22 protein-coding genes are annotated in these 18497 nt (G+C 40.4%); 10 read left to right on the top strand and 12 right to left on the bottom strand.

The window, feature by feature from the left end; all coding sequences use genetic code 11:
• The first annotated feature begins 21 nt into the window (after window positions 1–21).
• From MK403_RS07865 to MK403_RS07855, 3 genes are all read left to right on the top strand, one after another.
• Window positions 22–870 carry a hypothetical protein gene (locus tag MK403_RS07865; RefSeq protein ID WP_268709508.1) on the top strand — a complete coding sequence of 283 codons (849 nt, stop codon included), beginning with the start codon at window positions 22–24 and terminating at the stop codon, window positions 868–870.
• A gap of 105 nt (window positions 871–975) precedes the next feature.
• On the top strand, window positions 976–1518 hold the full coding sequence (locus MK403_RS07860; protein WP_268709507.1) for a hypothetical protein: 543 nt from the start codon (window positions 976–978) through the stop codon (window positions 1516–1518).
• 23 nt (window positions 1519–1541) lie between these two features.
• A complete protein-coding gene (locus MK403_RS07855) occupies window positions 1542–2009 on the top strand; it encodes an 8-oxo-dGTP diphosphatase (protein WP_268709506.1) in 468 nt (155 codons plus the stop codon).
• On the opposite strand, the gene MK403_RS07850 is transcribed toward MK403_RS07855, so the two are convergent.
• From MK403_RS07850 to coaB, 5 genes are all read right to left on the bottom strand, one after another.
• Window positions 2006–2521 carry a transcription repressor NadR gene (locus tag MK403_RS07850; protein WP_268709505.1) on the bottom strand — a complete coding sequence of 172 codons (516 nt, stop codon included), beginning with the start codon at window positions 2519–2521 and terminating at the stop codon, window positions 2006–2008. The genes MK403_RS07855 and MK403_RS07850 overlap by 4 nt on opposite strands.
• A gap of 11 nt (window positions 2522–2532) precedes the next feature.
• Window positions 2533–3060, bottom strand: coding sequence for a hypothetical protein (locus tag MK403_RS07845; RefSeq protein ID WP_268709504.1), 528 nt, complete (start codon window positions 3058–3060; stop codon window positions 2533–2535).
• Window positions 3061–3302: 242 nt separating this feature from the next.
• A complete protein-coding gene (locus MK403_RS07840) occupies window positions 3303–3866 on the bottom strand; it encodes an ECF transporter S component (RefSeq protein WP_268709503.1) in 564 nt (187 codons plus the stop codon).
• A complete protein-coding gene (gene coaC / locus MK403_RS07835; protein ID WP_268709502.1) occupies window positions 3850–4401 on the bottom strand; it encodes a phosphopantothenoylcysteine decarboxylase in 552 nt (183 codons plus the stop codon). The genes MK403_RS07840 and coaC overlap by 17 nt, the downstream gene beginning before the upstream one ends.
• An 11-nt stretch (window positions 4402–4412) precedes the next feature.
• A complete protein-coding gene (gene coaB / locus MK403_RS07830) occupies window positions 4413–5102 on the bottom strand; it encodes a phosphopantothenate--cysteine ligase (protein ID WP_268709501.1) in 690 nt (229 codons plus the stop codon).
• Window positions 5103–5333: 231 nt separating this feature from the next.
• Here coaB and MK403_RS07825 point away from each other — a divergent pair, with 231 nt between their 5' ends.
• From MK403_RS07825 to radC, 3 genes are all read left to right on the top strand, one after another.
• Window positions 5334–7004 carry a formate--tetrahydrofolate ligase gene (locus MK403_RS07825; RefSeq protein WP_223326695.1) on the top strand — a complete coding sequence of 557 codons (1671 nt, stop codon included), beginning with the start codon at window positions 5334–5336 and terminating at the stop codon, window positions 7002–7004.
• A gap of 181 nt (window positions 7005–7185) precedes the next feature.
• Complete coding sequence (gene pcrA, locus MK403_RS07820; RefSeq protein ID WP_268709500.1) at window positions 7186–9477, top strand: DNA helicase PcrA; 2292 nt, start codon at window positions 7186–7188, stop codon at window positions 9475–9477.
• A 42-nt stretch (window positions 9478–9519) separates the two neighbouring features.
• Window positions 9520–10200: a RadC family protein gene (gene radC, locus MK403_RS07815; RefSeq protein ID WP_268709499.1), complete on the top strand. Its 681-nt coding sequence runs from the start codon at window positions 9520–9522 to the stop codon at window positions 10198–10200.
• Here radC and MK403_RS07810 read toward each other — a convergent pair.
• From MK403_RS07810 to MK403_RS07780, 7 genes are all read right to left on the bottom strand, one after another.
• Window positions 10197–10886: a gamma-glutamyl-gamma-aminobutyrate hydrolase family protein gene (locus MK403_RS07810; RefSeq protein ID WP_268709498.1), complete on the bottom strand. Its 690-nt coding sequence runs from the start codon at window positions 10884–10886 to the stop codon at window positions 10197–10199. The genes radC and MK403_RS07810 overlap by 4 nt on opposite strands.
• A gap of 15 nt (window positions 10887–10901) precedes the next feature.
• Window positions 10902–11543: a redox-sensing transcriptional repressor Rex gene (locus MK403_RS07805; protein ID WP_268709497.1), complete on the bottom strand. Its 642-nt coding sequence runs from the start codon at window positions 11541–11543 to the stop codon at window positions 10902–10904.
• Between the two features lie 88 nt (window positions 11544–11631).
• Window positions 11632–11841 (bottom strand): DUF4649 family protein, encoded by a 210-nt coding sequence (locus MK403_RS07800; RefSeq protein WP_125847658.1) that lies wholly within the window; start codon window positions 11839–11841, stop codon window positions 11632–11634.
• 6 nt (window positions 11842–11847) lie between these two features.
• Window positions 11848–12195, bottom strand: coding sequence for a DUF1831 domain-containing protein (locus tag MK403_RS07795; RefSeq protein ID WP_000863520.1), 348 nt, complete (start codon window positions 12193–12195; stop codon window positions 11848–11850).
• Between the two features lie 4 nt (window positions 12196–12199).
• Entirely contained in the window at window positions 12200–13315 is a 1116-nt protein-coding gene (locus tag MK403_RS07790; protein WP_268709496.1) for a cysteine desulfurase family protein, read from the bottom strand.
• Between the two features lie 9 nt (window positions 13316–13324).
• The gene (locus tag MK403_RS07785; protein WP_138100353.1) at window positions 13325–14284 is read right to left on the bottom strand and encodes a ribose-phosphate diphosphokinase; all 960 of its coding nucleotides are present in this window, start codon (window positions 14282–14284) and stop codon (window positions 13325–13327) included.
• Window positions 14285–14395: 111 nt separating this feature from the next.
• A complete protein-coding gene (locus MK403_RS07780; RefSeq protein WP_268709495.1) occupies window positions 14396–14965 on the bottom strand; it encodes a CYTH domain-containing protein in 570 nt (189 codons plus the stop codon).
• A 128-nt stretch (window positions 14966–15093) separates the two neighbouring features.
• On the opposite strand from MK403_RS07780, the gene MK403_RS07775 reads away from it, so the two are divergent.
• Genes MK403_RS07775 through pta form a run of 4 tightly spaced genes read left to right on the top strand, consistent with a single transcriptional unit; the run spans window position 15094 to window position 18477 of the window.
• The gene (locus tag MK403_RS07775) at window positions 15094–15765 is read left to right on the top strand and encodes a GTP pyrophosphokinase (RefSeq protein WP_038805197.1); all 672 of its coding nucleotides are present in this window, start codon (window positions 15094–15096) and stop codon (window positions 15763–15765) included.
• Complete coding sequence (locus MK403_RS07770) at window positions 15749–16567, top strand: NAD kinase (RefSeq protein WP_125394412.1); 819 nt, start codon at window positions 15749–15751, stop codon at window positions 16565–16567. Before MK403_RS07775 ends, MK403_RS07770 begins: the two co-directional genes overlap by 17 nt.
• Entirely contained in the window at window positions 16564–17460 is an 897-nt protein-coding gene (locus MK403_RS07765) for an RluA family pseudouridine synthase (RefSeq protein WP_268709494.1), read from the top strand. Before MK403_RS07770 ends, MK403_RS07765 begins: the two co-directional genes overlap by 4 nt.
• A gap of 42 nt (window positions 17461–17502) precedes the next feature.
• Window positions 17503–18477: a phosphate acetyltransferase gene (gene pta / locus MK403_RS07760; protein ID WP_000451592.1), complete on the top strand. Its 975-nt coding sequence runs from the start codon at window positions 17503–17505 to the stop codon at window positions 18475–18477.
• The last annotated feature ends 20 nt before the right edge of the window (window positions 18478–18497 follow it).

Raw genomic sequence — 18497 nt, 5'->3', positions numbered from 1 at the left:
GGAGAATCTAGTAATGAAAAAATGGTTACTTTTAATTTTCTGTATTATAAATATTGTCCCTTTATTCTACGTTTTGCATTCCTTATCTTTACAACAACTTATGATATTTTTCCTGAAGTAAATCAAGCGGAGGTAGAGACAGCAGTACGAAGAACCCTTGATTTGTATGGTTTTAAAGGAGATATGAAGGTTACGAAGTTTTCTAGAGATAAATGGACTTCTGAAAAATACAAAATTGAATACGATTATAGTGAAGAGGTTGATGGAAGTAGAGTCACTGTGAGTCATGCCTTGTTTTATCGTCCAAAGTCCTCAAAATACAATCCCCAAAAGACTGATGAAGAACTAGCCTATGATGGGAGTACGAAAACCATGTTACAAGAATTTTCAGACATGGCTCATAAACTACTTAACCAGCATCCTGTCAGTATTTCTCACAAAGAGAAGGTAGAGAGTTTTTTTAAGCAATATGAAAATCCAAATCTAGAATATGTGAATAGTTACTGGAGTGTCGATACTGAATCTGAAAATATTCAAGACTATTATGCTCTCATTGAAAAGAATCGTAAGGAAGGGAAAGCTTTTCAAGGTTTGTATGATCTCCCTATTGATGAATTCTTGGAAAAAGAAATGATTAAAGGATACATCATCTATCGCGATATTGTTTTAGAAGAGGGTGAGAAAGATTATTTTGATAGTGAAGGCGGACTGACAGGATTTATTTCAAATGGGATAGATAATGCCGAGTTGCCAGATGCCTTTTATGAGGTTTCTTACTACTATGGTGCTAAAGGATATCGTTCAGGTAGTAGTGTTTCTTTAAAGATTCAAAACCATAAGATGCTCTATTATGGAAGTAATTTTAACTAAAAATTTTATATGTAACAATTTATGTTAAAATAATAGACGAGATAATTTAAAAGTGATAGATATTAGTCATTAGTTAGTAGTTTGAATTTAAAGGAGAAATAAATAGTGAAAAATTCAAGTACTTTTAACAAGCTTATTTATACTGTCCTATATTCCTTACTGATAGCATTTGTTATCGCTCATTTCATATTATGGTCATTTGGTTTATCATTTACTCCGATTATTTGGAATATTTGGCTCTTCCTTCTAATTTTTACTCTATTTATTCGCTTTTTGAAATCCTTTGCAATTCTTGATCTTCTATTTGGGATATTTGGACTGAAATTTATTCCCATAGCGTGGAATACAAGGTTTTTTGTTCCAATTATCCTCTCTATTTCGCATATTTTTATTTACTTTTTAAAGGGGAAATATCGCTTCCTTGAAGGAGTGCGCAGTGTGATTTGTAGTTTTTATATTTGGTTATTTGTAATTGTCATTTTCGCTTTTATTCCAAATCCTCCTGTTCCAATCACTATTGATTATGAAGTTAGGGAACAAGAAATTGTCATAACAAAAGGATATTTGCTTCATGATGTATACTATTATCATGAACTGATTAATCCCTTCATCATGAAATCTGACATCAAGTCTGAAAAAATTATATAACAACTTAGAAAGTGAGTAAATTTATGTCCCGCTCCCAATTAACGATTTTAACAAACATCTGTCTTGTCGAAGACCTTGAAACACAGAGCGTAGTCATGCAATATCGTTCTCCTGAAAACAATCGCTGGTCTGGCTACGCTTTTCCAGGAGGTCATGTTGAGAATGGCGAGGCTTTCGCAGAGTCTGTCATTCGTGAAATCTATGAAGAAACAGGATTGACTATCCAAAATCCTCAACTTGTCGGCATTAAAAATTGGCCACTAGATACAGGTGAGCGCTACATCGTCGTTTGTTATAAGGCGACAGAGTTTACTGGAAATCTCCAATCCTCAGAAGAAGGAGAAGTATCTTGGGTGCAAAAAGACCAGATTCCAAACTTGGATCTGGCCTATGATATGCTACCCTTGATGGAAATGATGGAAGCACCTGACAAGTCAGAGTTCTTCTATCGCCACCGTACAGTGGACGGCTGGGAGAAAGAAATATTCTAGTCTTTTACTAAATAACCTAACTGATCCAAGGCCTCCTCGATATAGTGGAGGTCTTGTTGTGTCTCAGCTTCAACAAGGTGGTAATGGATGCCGTCTGTCAATTCAGAAAGTGGTCTAAAGTCAGAATTCTCGACTTGCTCCAGAAAGTGCTGGACATCTCGGCGACAGGTGAGTTTGAGTAGGGTTTCAATTTCGCCATAAACGGGATGATCAATTAAGATATTTTGAACGCGTCCGCCATTATCTACTATAGCCAAAAGTTCCTGCCCGATTTCTTCCAGTTCATGTTTCACTTTAAAGAGTTTGTGGACGTAGGGACTGGCATCATTTTCTTTGTAGATATAGCCACGATTGGTGGATAAGATAGGAGCCCCATCTGCTCGGAGAATGGCGATGTCCTGTACAATGATCTGACGTGTGACATGAAAGTGTTCAGCCAAGGTTTGACCATTGAGAGCTTTTGGCGCCTCTTTTAACAGTTTGAGAAGAGCTTGTTTGCGATCTTTTGTCATAGCTTTTCCTTTTAGCGACGTTTTCGAAGCACTTTAAAGACAGCTAGCGCCAATGTATAGTCTACCATACTATGGACGATTGTGCCAAAACCAACTAGGACAAAGAGAACATAAAACATATTTTCAACATTTGTCCCTGAAGTAGCATAGAAGATGATACAAGCTAGTACCTCAGCGATAGCATGAACAACACCTAAAACAAAGTTAAAAATCCAAGATGCCTTTGGTTTATCCAAGGTTTCAGGGAATTTTTTTAAGTAAAATGCTCCTAAAGTACCAAAAACGATGTGAGAAAAGGCGCGCAGAACGATAACCATAGGGTAGCCTGCCATCAGGAACCCGAGACTAGAAGCGATGATAACAAAACCAGCCATCAAAGGTGATAGGAACATGGCGATAAAGATGGCGATATGGCTTCCCAAAGTGTAAGAAGCTGGTGGGATGACGATTTTAAAAGGCATAATGATCGGAATCAAAATCGCGATTGCTGTGAGTAGTGCAGTCATAGTCATAAACTGCGTTTTTTTCCGTATATCCATAAGAACCTCCATTTATCTGTATATACACAAGTATAGTACAATAAATAGATAGGCATGTCAAGAATTTATTTTGATTTTATTGAAAATTTTCAAAAGTATAGGTGGTAGATTTAAAGGATTTTTATATATTTTCAAAATTTTAAACTAATGACTCCTTGGTAAATAACTTTTTATGAGTAGAAGATGAACCTTTACTGGTGAAAACTAAAATTCCACCTCCAAGGATGAAAGTGGAATTATGTTTATTTCTTCAAGGTTTCGAGACGTGGGACAATTGCTGCCGTTAGAACGGCAGAGATGACAAGCTCAGCGATTGAATTTGTAGAGATAACAGTTGCCAGGAGTTTTTGGATATTGCCGTCGAAGACATTTCCGAAAAGGAAGAAGATTCCCCCAAGGACAAAAACTGTATTTGTAAGTGAACCGAGAGCACCAGCAATGATGAGACCCGTTTTGTTTTTCAATAATTTATAAACTAGGTAAGGAGTCAGACCAATCAAAATGCGAGGTAGGATGGCGATCATTGCGGAATAGATGTTTCCGTTTGGTACAAAAGGTGAAAATAGGTAACTGGTTGGAAGGATTGTAATCGTGTTGACCGTCAAGCTCAATAGCCCCATCAAAAAACCAAGTGTAACTCCAACTCGTGGGCCGTAAATAATACTTGCAATGATTACTGGAATATGAACGATGGTTGGTTTGATTGGAAATGGGAATAGATTAAATAAGAGAGAGCTCAGAAAGTGAATGACCAACATGGTCGCAAAAAAGATAGCAATTGGAGCAATGTTAGAGCGTTTTTTCATCGAGAGATTCCTTTATTCTTTCTAAAATAGTATTCAGGTCAGCTAGGGCGCCTTTTCCGTAATCGCCACAGGCTAGTAGAGATTCCTTTGGAGAGATAATCTGATAACCATAGGTCTCTAATGTTTTTAGATTAGCCTGAGTTGCCGGATGGTCATACATCTTTGTGTTCATGGCTGGTGCGACTAACTTTTTGACGTGGTCTGGTAGGGCAAGAGCTGTACTGGTAACCATGTTATCCGCAAAACCATGTGCTAGTTTGGCAATGGTATTAGCAGTAGCAGGGACGACGATAAAAAGGTCGGTTTCTTTACCTCTTTCAATATGATTGACTTGATCAGGATAGGGTTCCTGCATGACATCAAGATGGACAGGATTTTGAGAGAGGACCTGTAGTGTCAGCGGTTGGATAAACTCTCTCGCTGCCTCAGTCATTAGGACAGTGACATCATGGCCTTGTTTTTTCAAGGAACTGACCAGGTCGGCTGATTTATAGGAGGCAATGGAACCTGTCACTGTGACGAGAATATTTGCCATGGCTTTCCTTTCTAAGAATCGTATGCTTGAATTTTTTCAAGGAGGAGTTTTGCGATTTCTTCTTTGGTTTGAACGGTTTGGAGTTGCTCTTTCTCAACAAAGATTGCCCGATGCTGATTTGCTGAAATTTGAGTGAGGTCATTTGCTATGATCAGGTCAGCCTGGTTCTTGACAAGACTCTTTCGAGCAATCTCAATGAGATAATCTTCAGAGACATCAACCAGCAGTTTGAAACCAATCAAACGAATAGCAGGATTCCATTCCTTGACTAGAGAGATGATTTTGGGTGTTTTTTTCAAAAATAAAACCTGCACCTCGTCAGTTGAAGAAATCTTAGCTTGATGATTATGCTTGCTTAAAAATTCTTTTAGATTGGAGCTAGCTTGCACCTCCTCCAACCCCGTCATATAAACAGGCGTGTAGTCGGACACAGCCATTGAATGAATCAGAACCTGATAATCCTTAACATGTTCTAGCATTTCCACTAGAAGGTCATTGGTGTTGTTAATTTCTCGAATGGTTAAATGGGGATGAGTTTTTGGCTTCACCGCTCGTTTTGTTGTAATCAAACAAACTTCGTGTCCCGCAGCAAGCAAGGTTTCTGTGATGATTTTTCCTAAGCGACCAGTTGAATGGTTAGTGATAGAGCGGACGCTGTCGATAGCTTCACTCGTACCGCCCGATGTAACTAAAATTTTCATAGAACTATTGTACACAAAAATAAACAGTAAGTAAAATGAAAGCGATAAATTATTGGTGAAAATGAAGGTCTACTATAGTCTAAAACTATAAAACCATATAAAATTTTTCAAAGGATTCCAAAAAAAACTTGAAAACCAGGATATTCACGAACGTTTTAAGGGTTTAATAGTGTTAAAAATCTTGTTTTGTGTTATAATGAATTATCACATTAGAGGTTAGAGGAGTTTTGAATGAAAACAGATATTGAAATCGCACAGAGTATTGAGTTAAAGCCAATCGTTGATGTTGTAGAGAAACTGGGTATTTCTTACGATGATTTGGAATTGTATGGAAAGTACAAGGCTAAGCTCAGCTTTGATAAAATTCGTGCAGTTGAGAGCAATCCAGTTGGGAAATTAATCTTGGTAACTGCCATCAACCCAACGCCTGCAGGTGAGGGGAAATCAACCATTACCATTGGTCTTGCGGATGCCTTGAACAAGATTGGTAAGAAAACCATGATTGCCATTCGCGAACCGTCTCTTGGTCCAGTAATGGGGATTAAGGGTGGTGCAGCCGGTGGTGGTTATGCCCAAGTGTTGCCAATGGAGGACATCAACCTCCACTTTACTGGGGATATGCATGCTATTACAACTGCCAACAATGCTCTTTCTGCCTTGATTGACAACCACTTGCACCAAGGAAATGAGCTGGGAATCGACCAACGTCGTATCCTTTGGAAACGTGTTGTGGACTTGAATGACCGTGCTCTTCGCCATGTGACTGTCGGTCTTGGTGGGCCTCTAAACGGTATTCCACGCGAGGACGGTTTTGACATTACAGTTGCTTCTGAAATCATGGCGATTCTTTGCTTGGCGACTGATATTGAAGATTTGAAACGTCGTTTGGCTAATATTGTAATCGGTTATCGCTATGACCGTACGCCTGTTTCTGTAGGGGATTTACAAGTTGAAGGTGCTTTGGCTTTGATTTTGAAGGATGCTATTAAGCCGAACTTGGTTCAGACAATTTACGGTACACCCGCCTTTGTACACGGTGGCCCATTTGCCAATATTGCTCATGGATGTAACTCTGTTTTGGCAACAAGCACAGCCCTTCGCTTGGCGGACTATACAGTTACTGAAGCTGGTTTTGGTGCGGATCTTGGCGCTGAGAAATTCCTTGATATCAAGACACCAAACTTGCCAACTTCTCCAGATGCGGTAGTCATCGTTGCAACCCTTCGTGCCCTCAAGATGAATGGTGGAGTTGCTAAAGATGCTTTGACAGAAGAGAACGTGGAAGCAGTTCGCACAGGTTTTGCCAACTTGAAACGTCACGTTGAGAACATCCGTAAGTTCGGTATTCCAGCAGTCGTAGCTATCAATGAATTTGTAACTGATACAGAAGCTGAAATCGCAGCCTTGAAAGAACTCTGTGCCTCAATCGATGTTCCAGTTGAGTTGGCTAGTGTCTGGGCTGATGGTGCAGAAGGTGGCGTAGCGCTTGCCGAAACACTTGTTAAGACTATCTCTGAAAATCCAGCCAACTACACACGTCTTTATGACAATAACCTTTCTGTCCAAGAAAAGATTGAAAAGATTGTCACTGAAATCTACCGTGGTAGCAAAGTGAACTTTGAGAAGAAAGCTCAAACGCAAATCGCTCAGATTGTTCAGAATGGATGGGACAAATTGCCAATCTGTATGGCTAAAACTCAGTACAGTTTTTCTGACAATCCAAATGCACTTGGAGCACCAGAAAACTTTGAAATTACCATTCGTGAATTGGTACCAAAATTAGGGGCTGGCTTTATCGTTGCCCTAACTGGTGATGTTATGACCATGCCAGGACTTCCAAAACGACCAGCAGCTCTCAACATGGATGTTGAAAGCGATGGAACCGTTCTAGGATTGTTCTAATATTTAGATGATATTTAAAGAGTTTGGAAATGCTATCCAAGCTCTTTTTCTTATCTAGATATGAGGCCTTGTCTTCAGCTGATGAGAGAGTTTTCTTCTACAAGCAACCAGTCTAGGTAAAGATATTTTCTCTGATTTCTGATATAATAGAAACATTGACTTCAAGAGTAAGGAAGAGAAAATGAACGCATTATTGAATGGAATGAATGACCGTCAAGCTGAGGCGGTGCAAACGACCGAAGGTCCCTTATTGATTATGGCGGGGGCTGGTTCTGGGAAGACTCGTGTTTTAACTCACAGAATCGCCTACTTGATTGATGAAAAAATGGTTAATCCTTGGAATATCTTGGCCATTACCTTTACCAATAAGGCTGCGCGTGAGATGAAGGAGCGTGCTTATGGGCTCAATCCAGCAACTCAGGACTGTCTGATTGCGACCTTTCACTCCATGTGTGTTCGTATTTTGCGTCGTGATGCAGATCACATTGGCTACAATCGTAATTTTACTATTGTAGATCCTGGTGAACAACGTACCCTTATGAAGCGCATTCTCAAGCAGTTAAACTTGGATCCTAAAAAATGGAATGAACGAACCATTTTGGGAACCATTTCCAATGCCAAGAATGATTTGATAGATGATGTGGCTTATGCTGCTCAAGCTGGTGATATGTACACGCAAATTGTGGCCCAGTGTTACACAGCCTATCAAAAAGAACTTCGTCAGTCAGAATCGGTTGACTTTGATGATTTGATTATGTTGACCCTGCGCCTCTTTGATCAGAATCCTGACGTCTTGACTTACTATCAGCAGAAGTTCCAGTACATTCACGTTGATGAGTACCAAGATACCAACCATGCCCAGTACCAACTGGTCAAACTCTTAGCTTCACGCTTTAAAAACATCTGCGTGGTTGGGGATGCGGACCAGTCCATCTACGGTTGGCGTGGGGCTGATATGCAGAATATCTTGGACTTCGAGAAAGATTATCCTCAAGCCAAGGTAGTTTTGCTAGAAGAAAATTATCGTTCAACTAAAACCATTCTCCAAGCTGCCAATGACGTCATCAAAAACAATCAAAATCGCCGCCCCAAGAATCTCTGGACCCAGAATGCCGATGGGGAGCAGATTATTTACTATCGTGCAAATGACGAACAGGACGAGGCTGTTTTTGTAGCCAAAACCATCGATGAACTTGGTCGCAGTCAAAACTTCCTCCACAAGGATTTTGCAGTTCTTTATCGAACTAATGCGCAATCCCGTACTATTGAGGAGGCTCTCCTAAAGTCCAATATTCCTTATACTATGGTTGGTGGGACCAAGTTCTACAGCCGTAAGGAAATCCGTGACATTATCGCCTACCTCAATCTCATCGCTAATCTGAGTGACAATATCAGTTTTGAGCGCATTATTAACGAACCAAAACGTGGAATTGGCCCAGGAACAGTTGAGAAAATCCGTGACTTTGCTAACCTGCAAGAGATGTCTATGCTGGATGCTTCAGCCAACATCATGTTGTCTGGCATCAAGGGAAAGACAGCCCAGTCGATCTGGGATTTCGCAAATATGATTCTGAATTTGCGCGAGCAACTGGACCAGTTAACCATTACAGAGTTAGTTGAGGCTGTTTTAGAAAAAACAGGTTATATCGATATTCTCAATGCCCAAGCAACCTTGGAAAGCAAGGCTCGGGTTGAAAATATCGAGGAATTTCTCTCTGTTACCAAGAACTTTGATGACAATCCTGATAGTCAAGAAGAGGAAACCGGTTTAGATAAACTAAGTCGTTTCTTGAATGACCTTGCCTTGATTGCGGACACAGATTCAGGCAGTCAGGAGACGTCAGAAGTGACCTTGATGACCCTCCATGCAGCTAAGGGACTCGAGTTCCCAGTTGTCTTTATCATCGGGATGGAGGAAAATGTCTTTCCGCTTAGTCGCGCAGCTGAAGATCCAGATGAGCTAGAAGAGGAACGCCGTTTGGCCTATGTAGGTATCACACGCGCAGAAAAGATCCTCTATCTGACCAATGCCAACTCTCGCCTGCTTTTCGGTCGTACCAACTACAATCGTCCGACCCGTTTTATCAATGAAATTAGTTCGGACTTGCTTGAGTATCAAGGTTTGGCTCGTCCAGCTAATACCAGCTTCAAGGCATCTTATAGCAGTGGTGGGATTGCTTTCGGTCAAGGAATGAGTTTGGCTCAGGCTCTTCAAGAACGGAAACGCAATGCTGCACCAAGTTCTATCCAGTCAAGTGGTCTTCCATTTGGACAATTTGCAGCAGGAAATAAAAAAGATTCGACTGATACAAGCTGGTCTATTGGAGATATTGCTCTCCATAAGAAGTGGGGTGAGGGAACTGTTCTGGAAGTTTCAGGTAGTGGTGATACTCAGGAACTAAAAATCAATTTCCCAGAAGTAGGGCTGAAAAAACTTCTAGCTAGTGTAGCCCCAATTGAGAAAAAAATCTAATTTTCCATCCTTCTCACGAATAATAAAGTGAGGAGGATTTTTATGTACAGTATTTCATTCCAAGAAGATTCACTCTTACCGAGAGAAAGACTAGTTAGAGAAGGAGTAGAGGCTCTGAGCAATCAAGAATTGTTAGCCATTCTGCTAAGAACGGGAACACGTCAGTCTAATGTATTTGAAATCGCTCAGAAAGTCTTGAATAGTCTGACTAGTCTAACCGATTTGAAAAAAATGACCTTGCAGGAATTGCAGAGTCTGTCTGGTATTGGACGTGTTAAAGCCGTTGAATTACAAGCTATGATAGAACTAGGACACCGTATTCACAAACATGAAACCCTTGAGATGGAAAGTATTCTCAGCAGTCAAAAGCTAGCCAAGAAAATGCAACAGGAACTTGGCGACAAAAAACAAGAGCACCTAGTGGCGCTCTATCTCAATACTCAAAATCAAATCATTCATCAGCAGACCATCTTTATCGGATCTGCAACACGTAGTATTGCTGAACCGAGGGAAATTCTTCACTATGCCCTCAAGCATATGGCTACCTCAGTGATTCTCGTTCACAATCATCCATCTGGTGCAGTATCTCCTAGTCGAAACGACGACCATGTCACTAAGCTAGTCAAGGAAGCCTGTGAACTGATGGGAATTGTTTTCTTGGACCATCTGATTGTCTCTCACTCTGATTACTTTAGTTACCGTGAAAAGACGGATTTGATTTAGAGTTCGTTAACAACATAGTCAAACAATGTTTTATCTTTGGGGCGATTTTCAAATAGAAATTCTGGATGCCATTGGACACCAAGATAAGGGAAGTCGTCCGTAGTTGTCACAGCCTCAATGATTCCATCTTTAGGATCATGTGCTACAACCTTAAGATTTGAAGCTAGATCTTTAATGCTCTGATGGTGGAAGGAGTTGATGTGAGAGATTTCTCCATAGATTTCTCGGAGAATTGTATCAGGCTCCGTTACGAGGCGTTGGGTCGTGTATTCGGCTGAACAGTCCTGCCAATGATCCTCGATATCTTGGTGAAGCGTACCTCCCATAGCAACATTGAAAAGCTGAGTACCCCGACAAACAGAGAAAACTGGTTTCTTCTGCTTGATGGCTTCTCTGATAAGGGCTAATTCAAACTGGTCTCTTTGAAGATGGTAGTCATCGCTGTCAATGGTTTTAGGTTCACCATAGAATTTTGGATCAACATTTTGCCCACCCGTAAGGATTAGTTTATCAATCATAGCGACGTAATGGCTTGCCATTTCTTGATCACCAATCGGAAGGATGATGGGAATTCCGCCAGCGTCCTTGACTCCTTCAACAAAGCCTTTTGCCGCATAGCTCATCATGACATCATCATCTGGATGAGCTTTTTCATTTCCTGTAATCCCAATAACTGGTTTTTTCATAAATGCTTTCGCTTTCTAATCCTCTTTACGCATAAAATAGAGGAGAGTTTGTAGTTCGCTTGTCAAATCGACATACTGAACGACCACATCTTTTGGAAGATGAAGGTGGACGGGTGAAAAACTGAGAATACCTTTTATACCTGCATCAACCAAAAGATTGGCAACTTCTTGTGATTTAACACTTGGAACTGTTAGGATAGCAGTTTTGACATCTGCTTCTTTGATTTTTTCTTTAATCTGTGAGATACCATAGATTGGAATCCCATCAGATGTCTGGGTGCCAACTTCTGGATGGTCATCTAGGTCAAAGGCCATGATAATTTTCATCTTATTACGCTCATGGAAGCGGTAGTGGAGAAGGGCATGGCCCATATTTCCAATCCCAACCAGCATAACATTTGTAATCGAGTTATCATTTAGGAGGTCAGCAAAAAAATTCATCAATTTTTTAACATCATAACCAAACCCACGACGACCTAGTTCTCCAAAATAGGAAAAATCTCGGCGGACAGTTGCAGAATCGATACCAATAGCCTCTGCAATTTGCTTAGAGTTGGCACGTTCAATTTTTTCTGCATGAAATCTCTTGAAAATCCGATAGTAAAGAGAGAGTCTTTTTGCTGTTGCTTTTGGAATAGCAGACTGTTTATCTTTCACAAAATCACAACCTTTCTATTCTTCTATTTTATAGAAACATTGTGAAAAAATCAACAAAAACAAGAAAAAACTAAGAGAATTCTTAGTTTTAATCTGAAAAATTAGTTTGTGATAAAAAACGGTAGAGATCGCCAACTAATCCTTGATAAATCACTTTATCATTCCGTGTTAAGGAACTGATTAGGAGAGTGTCGGGCAGGGTAACACAGCCTGATAGTGATAGCATAAGCTCTTCGTAATCGGCAAATTCAAGTGTACGTTCTACGTGATAGTTATCTTTATAAGTCAAACGAAACATAGCCAATCATCTCTCTTCTTTTGTGAAGATTCCGCGTTCTACAAGACTGTCCATGAGGAAGTAGAATTTCTCTTGGTGGATATGGTGTTCTTCAGATTTAAAGATATTGACCAAACGAAGACCTGATTTGTCAGTGATATTAATTTTAACACCTGTAAGCTCTTTGTTGATGATAATTTTTAGTAGGAAACCTTCACCACTATTAGGAACTTTTTCAAGTAGACGAGTCAGTTCATAGTTTCCTACCTTTGTTTCAAAGAAAGTATTGTCTTTCAGTGTAAACTTTTTTACAGATGGACTAAGTGTATAGTCGTAGCGGCAGTTTTGTAGTTTAATGGTTTTTTCGAATGCCATTAGGTTAATCTCCAATAATATTTTTTAAGATTTGTGCCAGTTGTTTCAGTTCCTCATCAGTATTAAGAGGGGACAGACTGATACGGACAGACTCTTTTAAACGATGCGAATCAGGCCCATAAAGAGTTTCGAGGACATGGCTAGTCTGCACAACACCAGCAGTACAGGCTGAACCAGTTGAGATTGAGATTCCTTCAAGGTCTAACCGAAGCAAGAGTAAGTCATTTTTTTGACCAGGGAAGCCAATGTTGAAAACATAAGGAAGTTGGTGTTTGCTTTCATTGAGATAGTAGTTGAGACCTGCAATTTCTTCTAGAAAAACAGTTTTTAATCCCTCTAGTTTTTGGTAATGCTCAGCCTGATGATCCAAGTCTTCTTTGAGGGCAGCAACCATACCGACGATGGCAGCAAGGTTTTCTGTTCCAGCTCGTTTCTTTTGTTCTTGGTCCCCACCGTGAAAATAGGAATCAAAGTCCGTGGAAGAAGCATAAAGAAAGCCGATTCCTTTTGGTCCATGGAATTTGTGGGCGGAAGCACTGAGGAAATCAATTCCTAATTTTTCTGGATGGATAGGGATTTTCCCGATAGCTTGAACAGCATCTACATGATAAGCAACAGGATGCTCTTTTAAAACACGTCCAATCTCAGCTATTGGCAAGAGACTGCCCGTTTCATTATTGGCATACATGGTAGAAACTAGGATGGTATCGTCACGCAACGCTTCTTGAATTTGCTGCGCAGTGATTTCTTGATTTACTGGTTGGATGATTGTCACTTCAAAACCAAAATGTTGCACCAGGTAATCGATGGTCTCAAGCACAGAATGGTGTTCAATAGCTGTCGTGATGATGTGTTTTCCACGTTCTTGATGACGGAGACAATAGCCGATGATAGCGGTATTATTACTTTCTGTTCCGCCAGATGTGAAAAAGATTCGTTGTGGCTTGGTTCCTAGTAAATGGGCTAACTCCTGACGGGCTTCACGGAGCAGTTTACCAGCCTGCCGACCATGACTATGAATACTAGAAGGATTCCCATGGGTTTCCTGCATGACCTTGGTCATTTCTGCAATAGCTACTGCTGACATTGGAGTAGTGGCAGCATTGTCCAAATAAATCAAAGAATCACCTTATTCCTTTTTATTATATGCAAAGAGTGGGCTAACTGGTTTTCTTTCGTGGATACGGACGATGGCATCACCAATCAATTCGCTAGCGGTGATATAACATACATTTTCCGGAGTTCTTTCTTTGGTTGCTACAGAGTCTGTCACAAGGATTTCTTTGATGTTAGTAGCATCAAGAAGGTCAGCAGCACCTTCTACAAAGAGACCATGACTGGATACCGCATAGATTTCAGTTGCACCTTCACGTTCAACGATTTTGGCTGCTTCTGAGAAAGTACGCCCAGTATTTAGGATATCATCAATCAAGATGGCCTTCTTGCCTTCGACATCACCGATGATGTAACCTTGGCTACGCTCTGAATCGTCTTGAGCATAGTCGATGATTGCGATTGGTGCATCTAAATATTCAGCTAAACTGCGGGCACGTTTGACGCCAGAATTCTTTGGACTAACAACAACGACATCTGATCCCAGCAACCCTTTATCGCTGTAGTGTTTAGCAAAGAGAGGAATTGTATAGAGGTTATCTACTGGAATGTCAAAGAAACCTTGAACCTGAACAGCGTGCAAATCAAGAGTTAGAACACGACTTACACCAGCCTTGACAAGCATATTGGCAACCAGTTTTGCAGTGAGGGGTTCGCGAGAAGAAGCGATACGATCCTGACGAGCATAACCAAAGTAAGGAAGGACAACGTTGATACTATGAGCACTTGCACGTACACAAGCATCAACCATGATTAACAACTCCATCAAGTGGTTGCTAACGGGGTAGCTGGTTGATTGGATGATGTAGACATCGTAACCACGGACACTCTCTTCAATGTTGACCTGGATTTCACCATCAGAAAATTGGCGAGAAGATAATTTTCCGAGAGGTACCCCAACCGTTTCTGCGATTTTTTGTGCAATTTCATGATTGGAATTAAGTGCAAAAAGTTTCATGTTGTTTCTATCTGACATTATAGACCGTCCTCTGTAAACTTTGTGAATCTCCTTTGAGAAAGTTCTGTTTTTCAAAGGGAGATTCTTTTATTTTTATCTTTTCTATTCTACCAAAAAAAGGAGATTATTTCAGCTTTTTTTCATGCTTTTAATAAAACGAATTAATTTTGAAGGAGCTTTCTGATAAGTTATCTGATTTTTATCTAAAAATCTCTGAAAATCGGCTTTTCCTTTCTCGTGATCAGTGACCTCTAGCTCCAGTTCGTAGTCTGTATGATCAAAGTAGTGACTTTCATCTAGTGCCATTAGACCAATCGACGTTTCCATTTCGTAACGAATAGTTGAAAGACAACCCAGAACAAGCCAGTCATGGCTTTCAATACCAATCTTAGCGAGCTTCTCTAAAACGAGCCCTTGAGGAAGTTTTTGTTTTTCCAGGTATGATTCAGCCTCTGGAAGATTCAGTTTCTGATTGTATTCCATATTTCCTATAGTTTGTGGCACCTTCAAGGTCAACTCCGCCCAATCTGAAAAGGTGCGAATGCGCATGGCAACCTTTTTTTCACGTAATTGAAAATCAGGTGTATCAATGTAGTAGTTTTTCTGAAGGACGGGTTGGATATGGGAAAACTGTTCTTTTAAATGATCGTAATCCTCTTTTTTCAGTAGTGTTTTCAGTTCAATTTCTAAATGTTTCATTTTTCTAACCTTTTTTCTATCTTTGAAAGCGATTTATGGTATAATGGACAATGTATTTATTGTATATGATTGTAGTGAAAAAATCAAAAATTTTCAACAACACAATCACATACCAAAAGGGAGAAAATATGACCATAGAATGGGAAGAATTTTTAGATCCTTACATTCAAGCTGTTGGTGAATTGAAGATTAAACTTCGTGGGATTCGCAAACAGTATCGTAAACAAAACAAGCATTCTCCGATTGAGTTTGTAACGGGTCGTGTCAAACCGATTGAAAGTATTAAGGAAAAAATGAATCGCAGAGGGATTGGCTACGATACTTTGGAACATGACTTACAGGATATTGCGGGTTTGCGGGTCATGGTGCAGTTCGTCGATGATGTTCAGGAAGTTGTTGCGATTTTACGCAAACGCCATGATATGAGAGTAGTACAGGAACGAGATTATATCACTCATCGTAAGGCTTCGGGTTATCGTTCTTATCACGTAGTTGTCGAATACACGGTTGATACGATCAACGGGGCTAAGACGATTTTGGCGGAGATTCAAATCCGGACTTTAGCCATGAATTTTTGGGCTACGATTGAGCATTCGCTCAATTATAAGTATCAGGGGGATTTCCCAGAGGAGATCAAGAAACGTTTGGAGATTACAGCTAGAATTTCCCATCAATTGGATGAAGAAATGGGGAAAATCCGTGATGATATTCAGGAAGCACAGGCTCTCTTTGATCCTTTAAGTAGAAAACTAAACGACGGTGTAGGAAATAGTGACGATACAGATGAAGAATACAGGTAAACGAATTGATCTGATTGCAAATAGAAAACCCCAGAGTCAAAAGGTTTTGTATGAGCTGAAAGACCAGTTGAAAAAACATCATTTTATACTCAACGACACCAATCCTGACATCGTCATATCAATTGGTGGGGATGGGATGCTTTTGTCTGCATTTCACAAGTACGAGAATCAGTTAGATAAAGTTCGATTTATTGGCGTACATACAGGACACTTGGGATTTTACACAGATTATCGCGATTTTGAGTTGGAACAGTTGGTTACCAATCTCCAACTGGATACTGGTGCCAAGGTTTCCTATCCTGTTTTGAATGTCAAGGTGACACTTGAAAACGGAGAAGTTAAGACCTTCCGTGCATTAAACGAAGCCAGCATCCGCAGGTCTGATCGCACCATGGTTGCGGATATCATTATTAACCACGTTCCATTTGAACGCTTTCGTGGAGATGGTGTGACTGTTTCAACGCCGACGGGAAGCACTGCTTATAACAAGTCCTTGGGTGGAGCTGTCTTGCATCCTACTATTGAGGCCTTGCAGTTGACTGAAATAGCGAGTCTTAACAACCGAGTCTATCGCACTTTGGGATCATCGATCATTATTCCCAAAAAAGATAAGATTGAACTCTTACCGACACGCAATGACTACCATACGATATCAGTCGATAACAGCGTTTATTCTTTCCGAAATATAGAACGGATTGAGTACCAAATCGACCATCACAAGATACACTTCGTAGCGACGCCAAGTCACACTAGTTTCTGGAATCGCGTCAAAGATGCCTTCATCGGCGAGGTGGACGAATGAGGTTCGAATTTATCGCAGATGAACATGTCAAAGTCAAAACCTTTCTTAAGAAACACGAGGTTTCTAAAGGACTTTTGGCTAAGATAAAGTTTCGAGGTGGGGCTATTTTGATCAACGACCAACCTCAAAATGCGACTTATCTCTTAGATGTTGGAGACAGGGTTACCATTGATATTCCAGCAGAGGAAGGCTTTGAAACTCTTGAAGCCATTGATCGTCCTCTAGATATCTTGTATGAAGATGACCATTTTCTGGTTTTGAATAAGCCTTATGGAATAGCATCCATCCCCAGTGTCAATCATTCCAATACCATTGCCAATTTTATCAAGGGCTACTATGTCAAGCGGGAATATGAAAACCAGCAGGTTCATATCGTGACTAGGCTTGATAGAGATACATCTGGTTTGATGCTCTTTGCCAAGCACGGCTATGCTCATGCACGTTTAGACAAGCAACTGCAACGAAAGTCTATCGAAAAACGGTATTTCGCTTTGGTTAAGGGCGATGGGGTTTTGGAGCTAGAAGGGGAAATTATTGCCCCGATTGCGCGTGATGAAGACTCCATTATCACGAGACGGGTTGCCAAAGGTGGGAAATACGCCCATACATCTTACAAAGTTGTAGCGTCTTATGGAAATATTCACCTAGTCGATATTCGCCTGCATACTGGTCGAACTCATCAGATCCGAGTGCATTTTTCTCATATTGGCTTCCCCTTGTTGGGAGATGATCTCTATGGAGGCAGCCTAGAAGATGGTATTCAACGCCAGGCCTTACATTGTCATTCCTTATCCTTTTATCATCCCTTCTTAGGGCGTCAGCTGGAGCTGGAAAGCCCTTTGCCAGATGATTTTAACAATCTTATTATTCAGTTATCAACTAATACTCTTTAAAATCTATTTTGAGTATAATTAATTATCTTAAAGGAGAAACTCATGGAAGTTTTTGAAAGTCTCAAAGCCAGTTTAGTTGGCAAAAATGCTCGTATTGTTCTACCTGAAGGGGAAGAACCACGTATCCTTCAAGCAACAAAACGCTTAGTAAAAGAAACGGAAGTTGTTCCTGTTTTGCTTGGAAATCCTGCAAAAATTAAAATTTATCTTGAAATCGAAGGGATCATGGATGGTTATGAAGTGATTGATCCACATCATTATCCTCAATTTGAAGACATGGTGGTTGCACTCGTAGAACGTCGTAAAGGAAAAATGTCGGAAGAAGAAGCACGTCAGGTCTTACTAGAAGATGTCAACTACTTTGGTGTTATGCTTGTCTATATGGGCTTGGTAGATGGAATGGTATCAGGAGCTATTCACTCAACAGCTTCAACAGTTCGTCCAGCTCTTCAAATTATCAAAACGCGTCCAAATGTAACTCGTACTTCAGGAGCTTTTCTTATGGTGCGTGGTACAGAACGTTACTTGTTTGGTGACTGTGCCCTTAATATTAATCCTGATGCAGAAGCTTTGGCTGAAATTGCTATTAACTCTGCAATTACTGCCAAAATGTTTGGGATTCAACCCAAAATCGCTATGCTAAGCTATTCTACAAAAGGTTCTGGTTTTGGTGATAGTGTTGATAAGGTGGTTGAAGCAACTAAATTAGCACACGATCTACGTCCAGACCTTGAGATTGATGGGGAATTGCAATTTGACGCAGCTTTCGTCCCAGAAACAGCAGCCCTAAAAGCTCCAGGTAGCAATGTAGCAGGTCAAGCAAATGTCTTCATCTTCCCAGGTATCGAAGCAGGAAATATCGGCTACAAAATAGCTGAACGTCTAGGTGGTTTCGCAGCTATCGGTCCCGTTCTACAAGGATTGAATAAACCAGTCAACGACCTATCACGTGGATGTAACCCAGATGATGTTTACAAATTAACTCTCATCACAGCAGCTCAAGCAATCAATCAATAAAGAAATGGAGTCTCTTCCTC

Origin of the sequence: Streptococcus oralis (assembly GCF_026782285.1) — a bacterium.
Taxonomy (GTDB): Bacteria; Bacillota; Bacilli; order Lactobacillales; family Streptococcaceae; genus Streptococcus; species Streptococcus oralis_CG.
This window is presented reverse-complemented; position numbering and strand designations above follow the sequence as displayed.

What these genes read in the sequence shown, in the direction of transcription:
- MK403_RS07765 (WP_268709494.1), top strand. Translation starts at nt 16,564, where the DNA reads ATGAGGTTCGAATTTATCGCAGATGAACATGTCAAAGTCAAAACCTTT.
- MK403_RS07825 (WP_223326695.1), top strand. Translation starts at nt 5,334, where the DNA reads ATGAAAACAGATATTGAAATCGCACAGAGTATTGAGTTAAAGCCAATC.
- coaB (WP_268709501.1), bottom strand. Translation starts at nt 5,102, where the DNA reads ATGAAAATTTTAGTTACATCGGGCGGTACGAGTGAAGCTATCGACAGC.
- MK403_RS07780 (WP_268709495.1), bottom strand. Translation starts at nt 14,965, where the DNA reads ATGAAACATTTAGAAATTGAACTGAAAACACTACTGAAAAAAGAGGAT.
- MK403_RS07850 (WP_268709505.1), bottom strand. Translation starts at nt 2,521, where the DNA reads ATGACAAAAGATCGCAAACAAGCTCTTCTCAAACTGTTAAAAGAGGCG.
- MK403_RS07800 (WP_125847658.1), bottom strand. Translation starts at nt 11,841, where the DNA reads ATGTTTCGTTTGACTTATAAAGATAACTATCACGTAGAACGTACACTT.
- MK403_RS07795 (WP_000863520.1), bottom strand. Translation starts at nt 12,195, where the DNA reads ATGGCATTCGAAAAAACCATTAAACTACAAAACTGCCGCTACGACTAT.
- MK403_RS07785 (WP_138100353.1), bottom strand. Translation starts at nt 14,284, where the DNA reads ATGTCAGATAGAAACAACATGAAACTTTTTGCACTTAATTCCAATCAT.
- pta (WP_000451592.1), top strand. Translation starts at nt 17,503, where the DNA reads ATGGAAGTTTTTGAAAGTCTCAAAGCCAGTTTAGTTGGCAAAAATGCT.
- MK403_RS07865 (WP_268709508.1), top strand. Translation starts at nt 22, where the DNA reads ATGGTTACTTTTAATTTTCTGTATTATAAATATTGTCCCTTTATTCTA.
- radC (WP_268709499.1), top strand. Translation starts at nt 9,520, where the DNA reads ATGTACAGTATTTCATTCCAAGAAGATTCACTCTTACCGAGAGAAAGA.
- coaC (WP_268709502.1), bottom strand. Translation starts at nt 4,401, where the DNA reads ATGGCAAATATTCTCGTCACAGTGACAGGTTCCATTGCCTCCTATAAA.
- MK403_RS07840 (WP_268709503.1), bottom strand. Translation starts at nt 3,866, where the DNA reads ATGAAAAAACGCTCTAACATTGCTCCAATTGCTATCTTTTTTGCGACC.
- MK403_RS07855 (WP_268709506.1), top strand. Translation starts at nt 1,542, where the DNA reads ATGTCCCGCTCCCAATTAACGATTTTAACAAACATCTGTCTTGTCGAA.
- MK403_RS07810 (WP_268709498.1), bottom strand. Translation starts at nt 10,886, where the DNA reads ATGAAAAAACCAGTTATTGGGATTACAGGAAATGAAAAAGCTCATCCA.
- pcrA (WP_268709500.1), top strand. Translation starts at nt 7,186, where the DNA reads ATGAACGCATTATTGAATGGAATGAATGACCGTCAAGCTGAGGCGGTG.
- MK403_RS07775 (WP_038805197.1), top strand. Translation starts at nt 15,094, where the DNA reads ATGACCATAGAATGGGAAGAATTTTTAGATCCTTACATTCAAGCTGTT.
- MK403_RS07770 (WP_125394412.1), top strand. Translation starts at nt 15,749, where the DNA reads ATGAAGAATACAGGTAAACGAATTGATCTGATTGCAAATAGAAAACCC.
- MK403_RS07845 (WP_268709504.1), bottom strand. Translation starts at nt 3,060, where the DNA reads ATGGATATACGGAAAAAAACGCAGTTTATGACTATGACTGCACTACTC.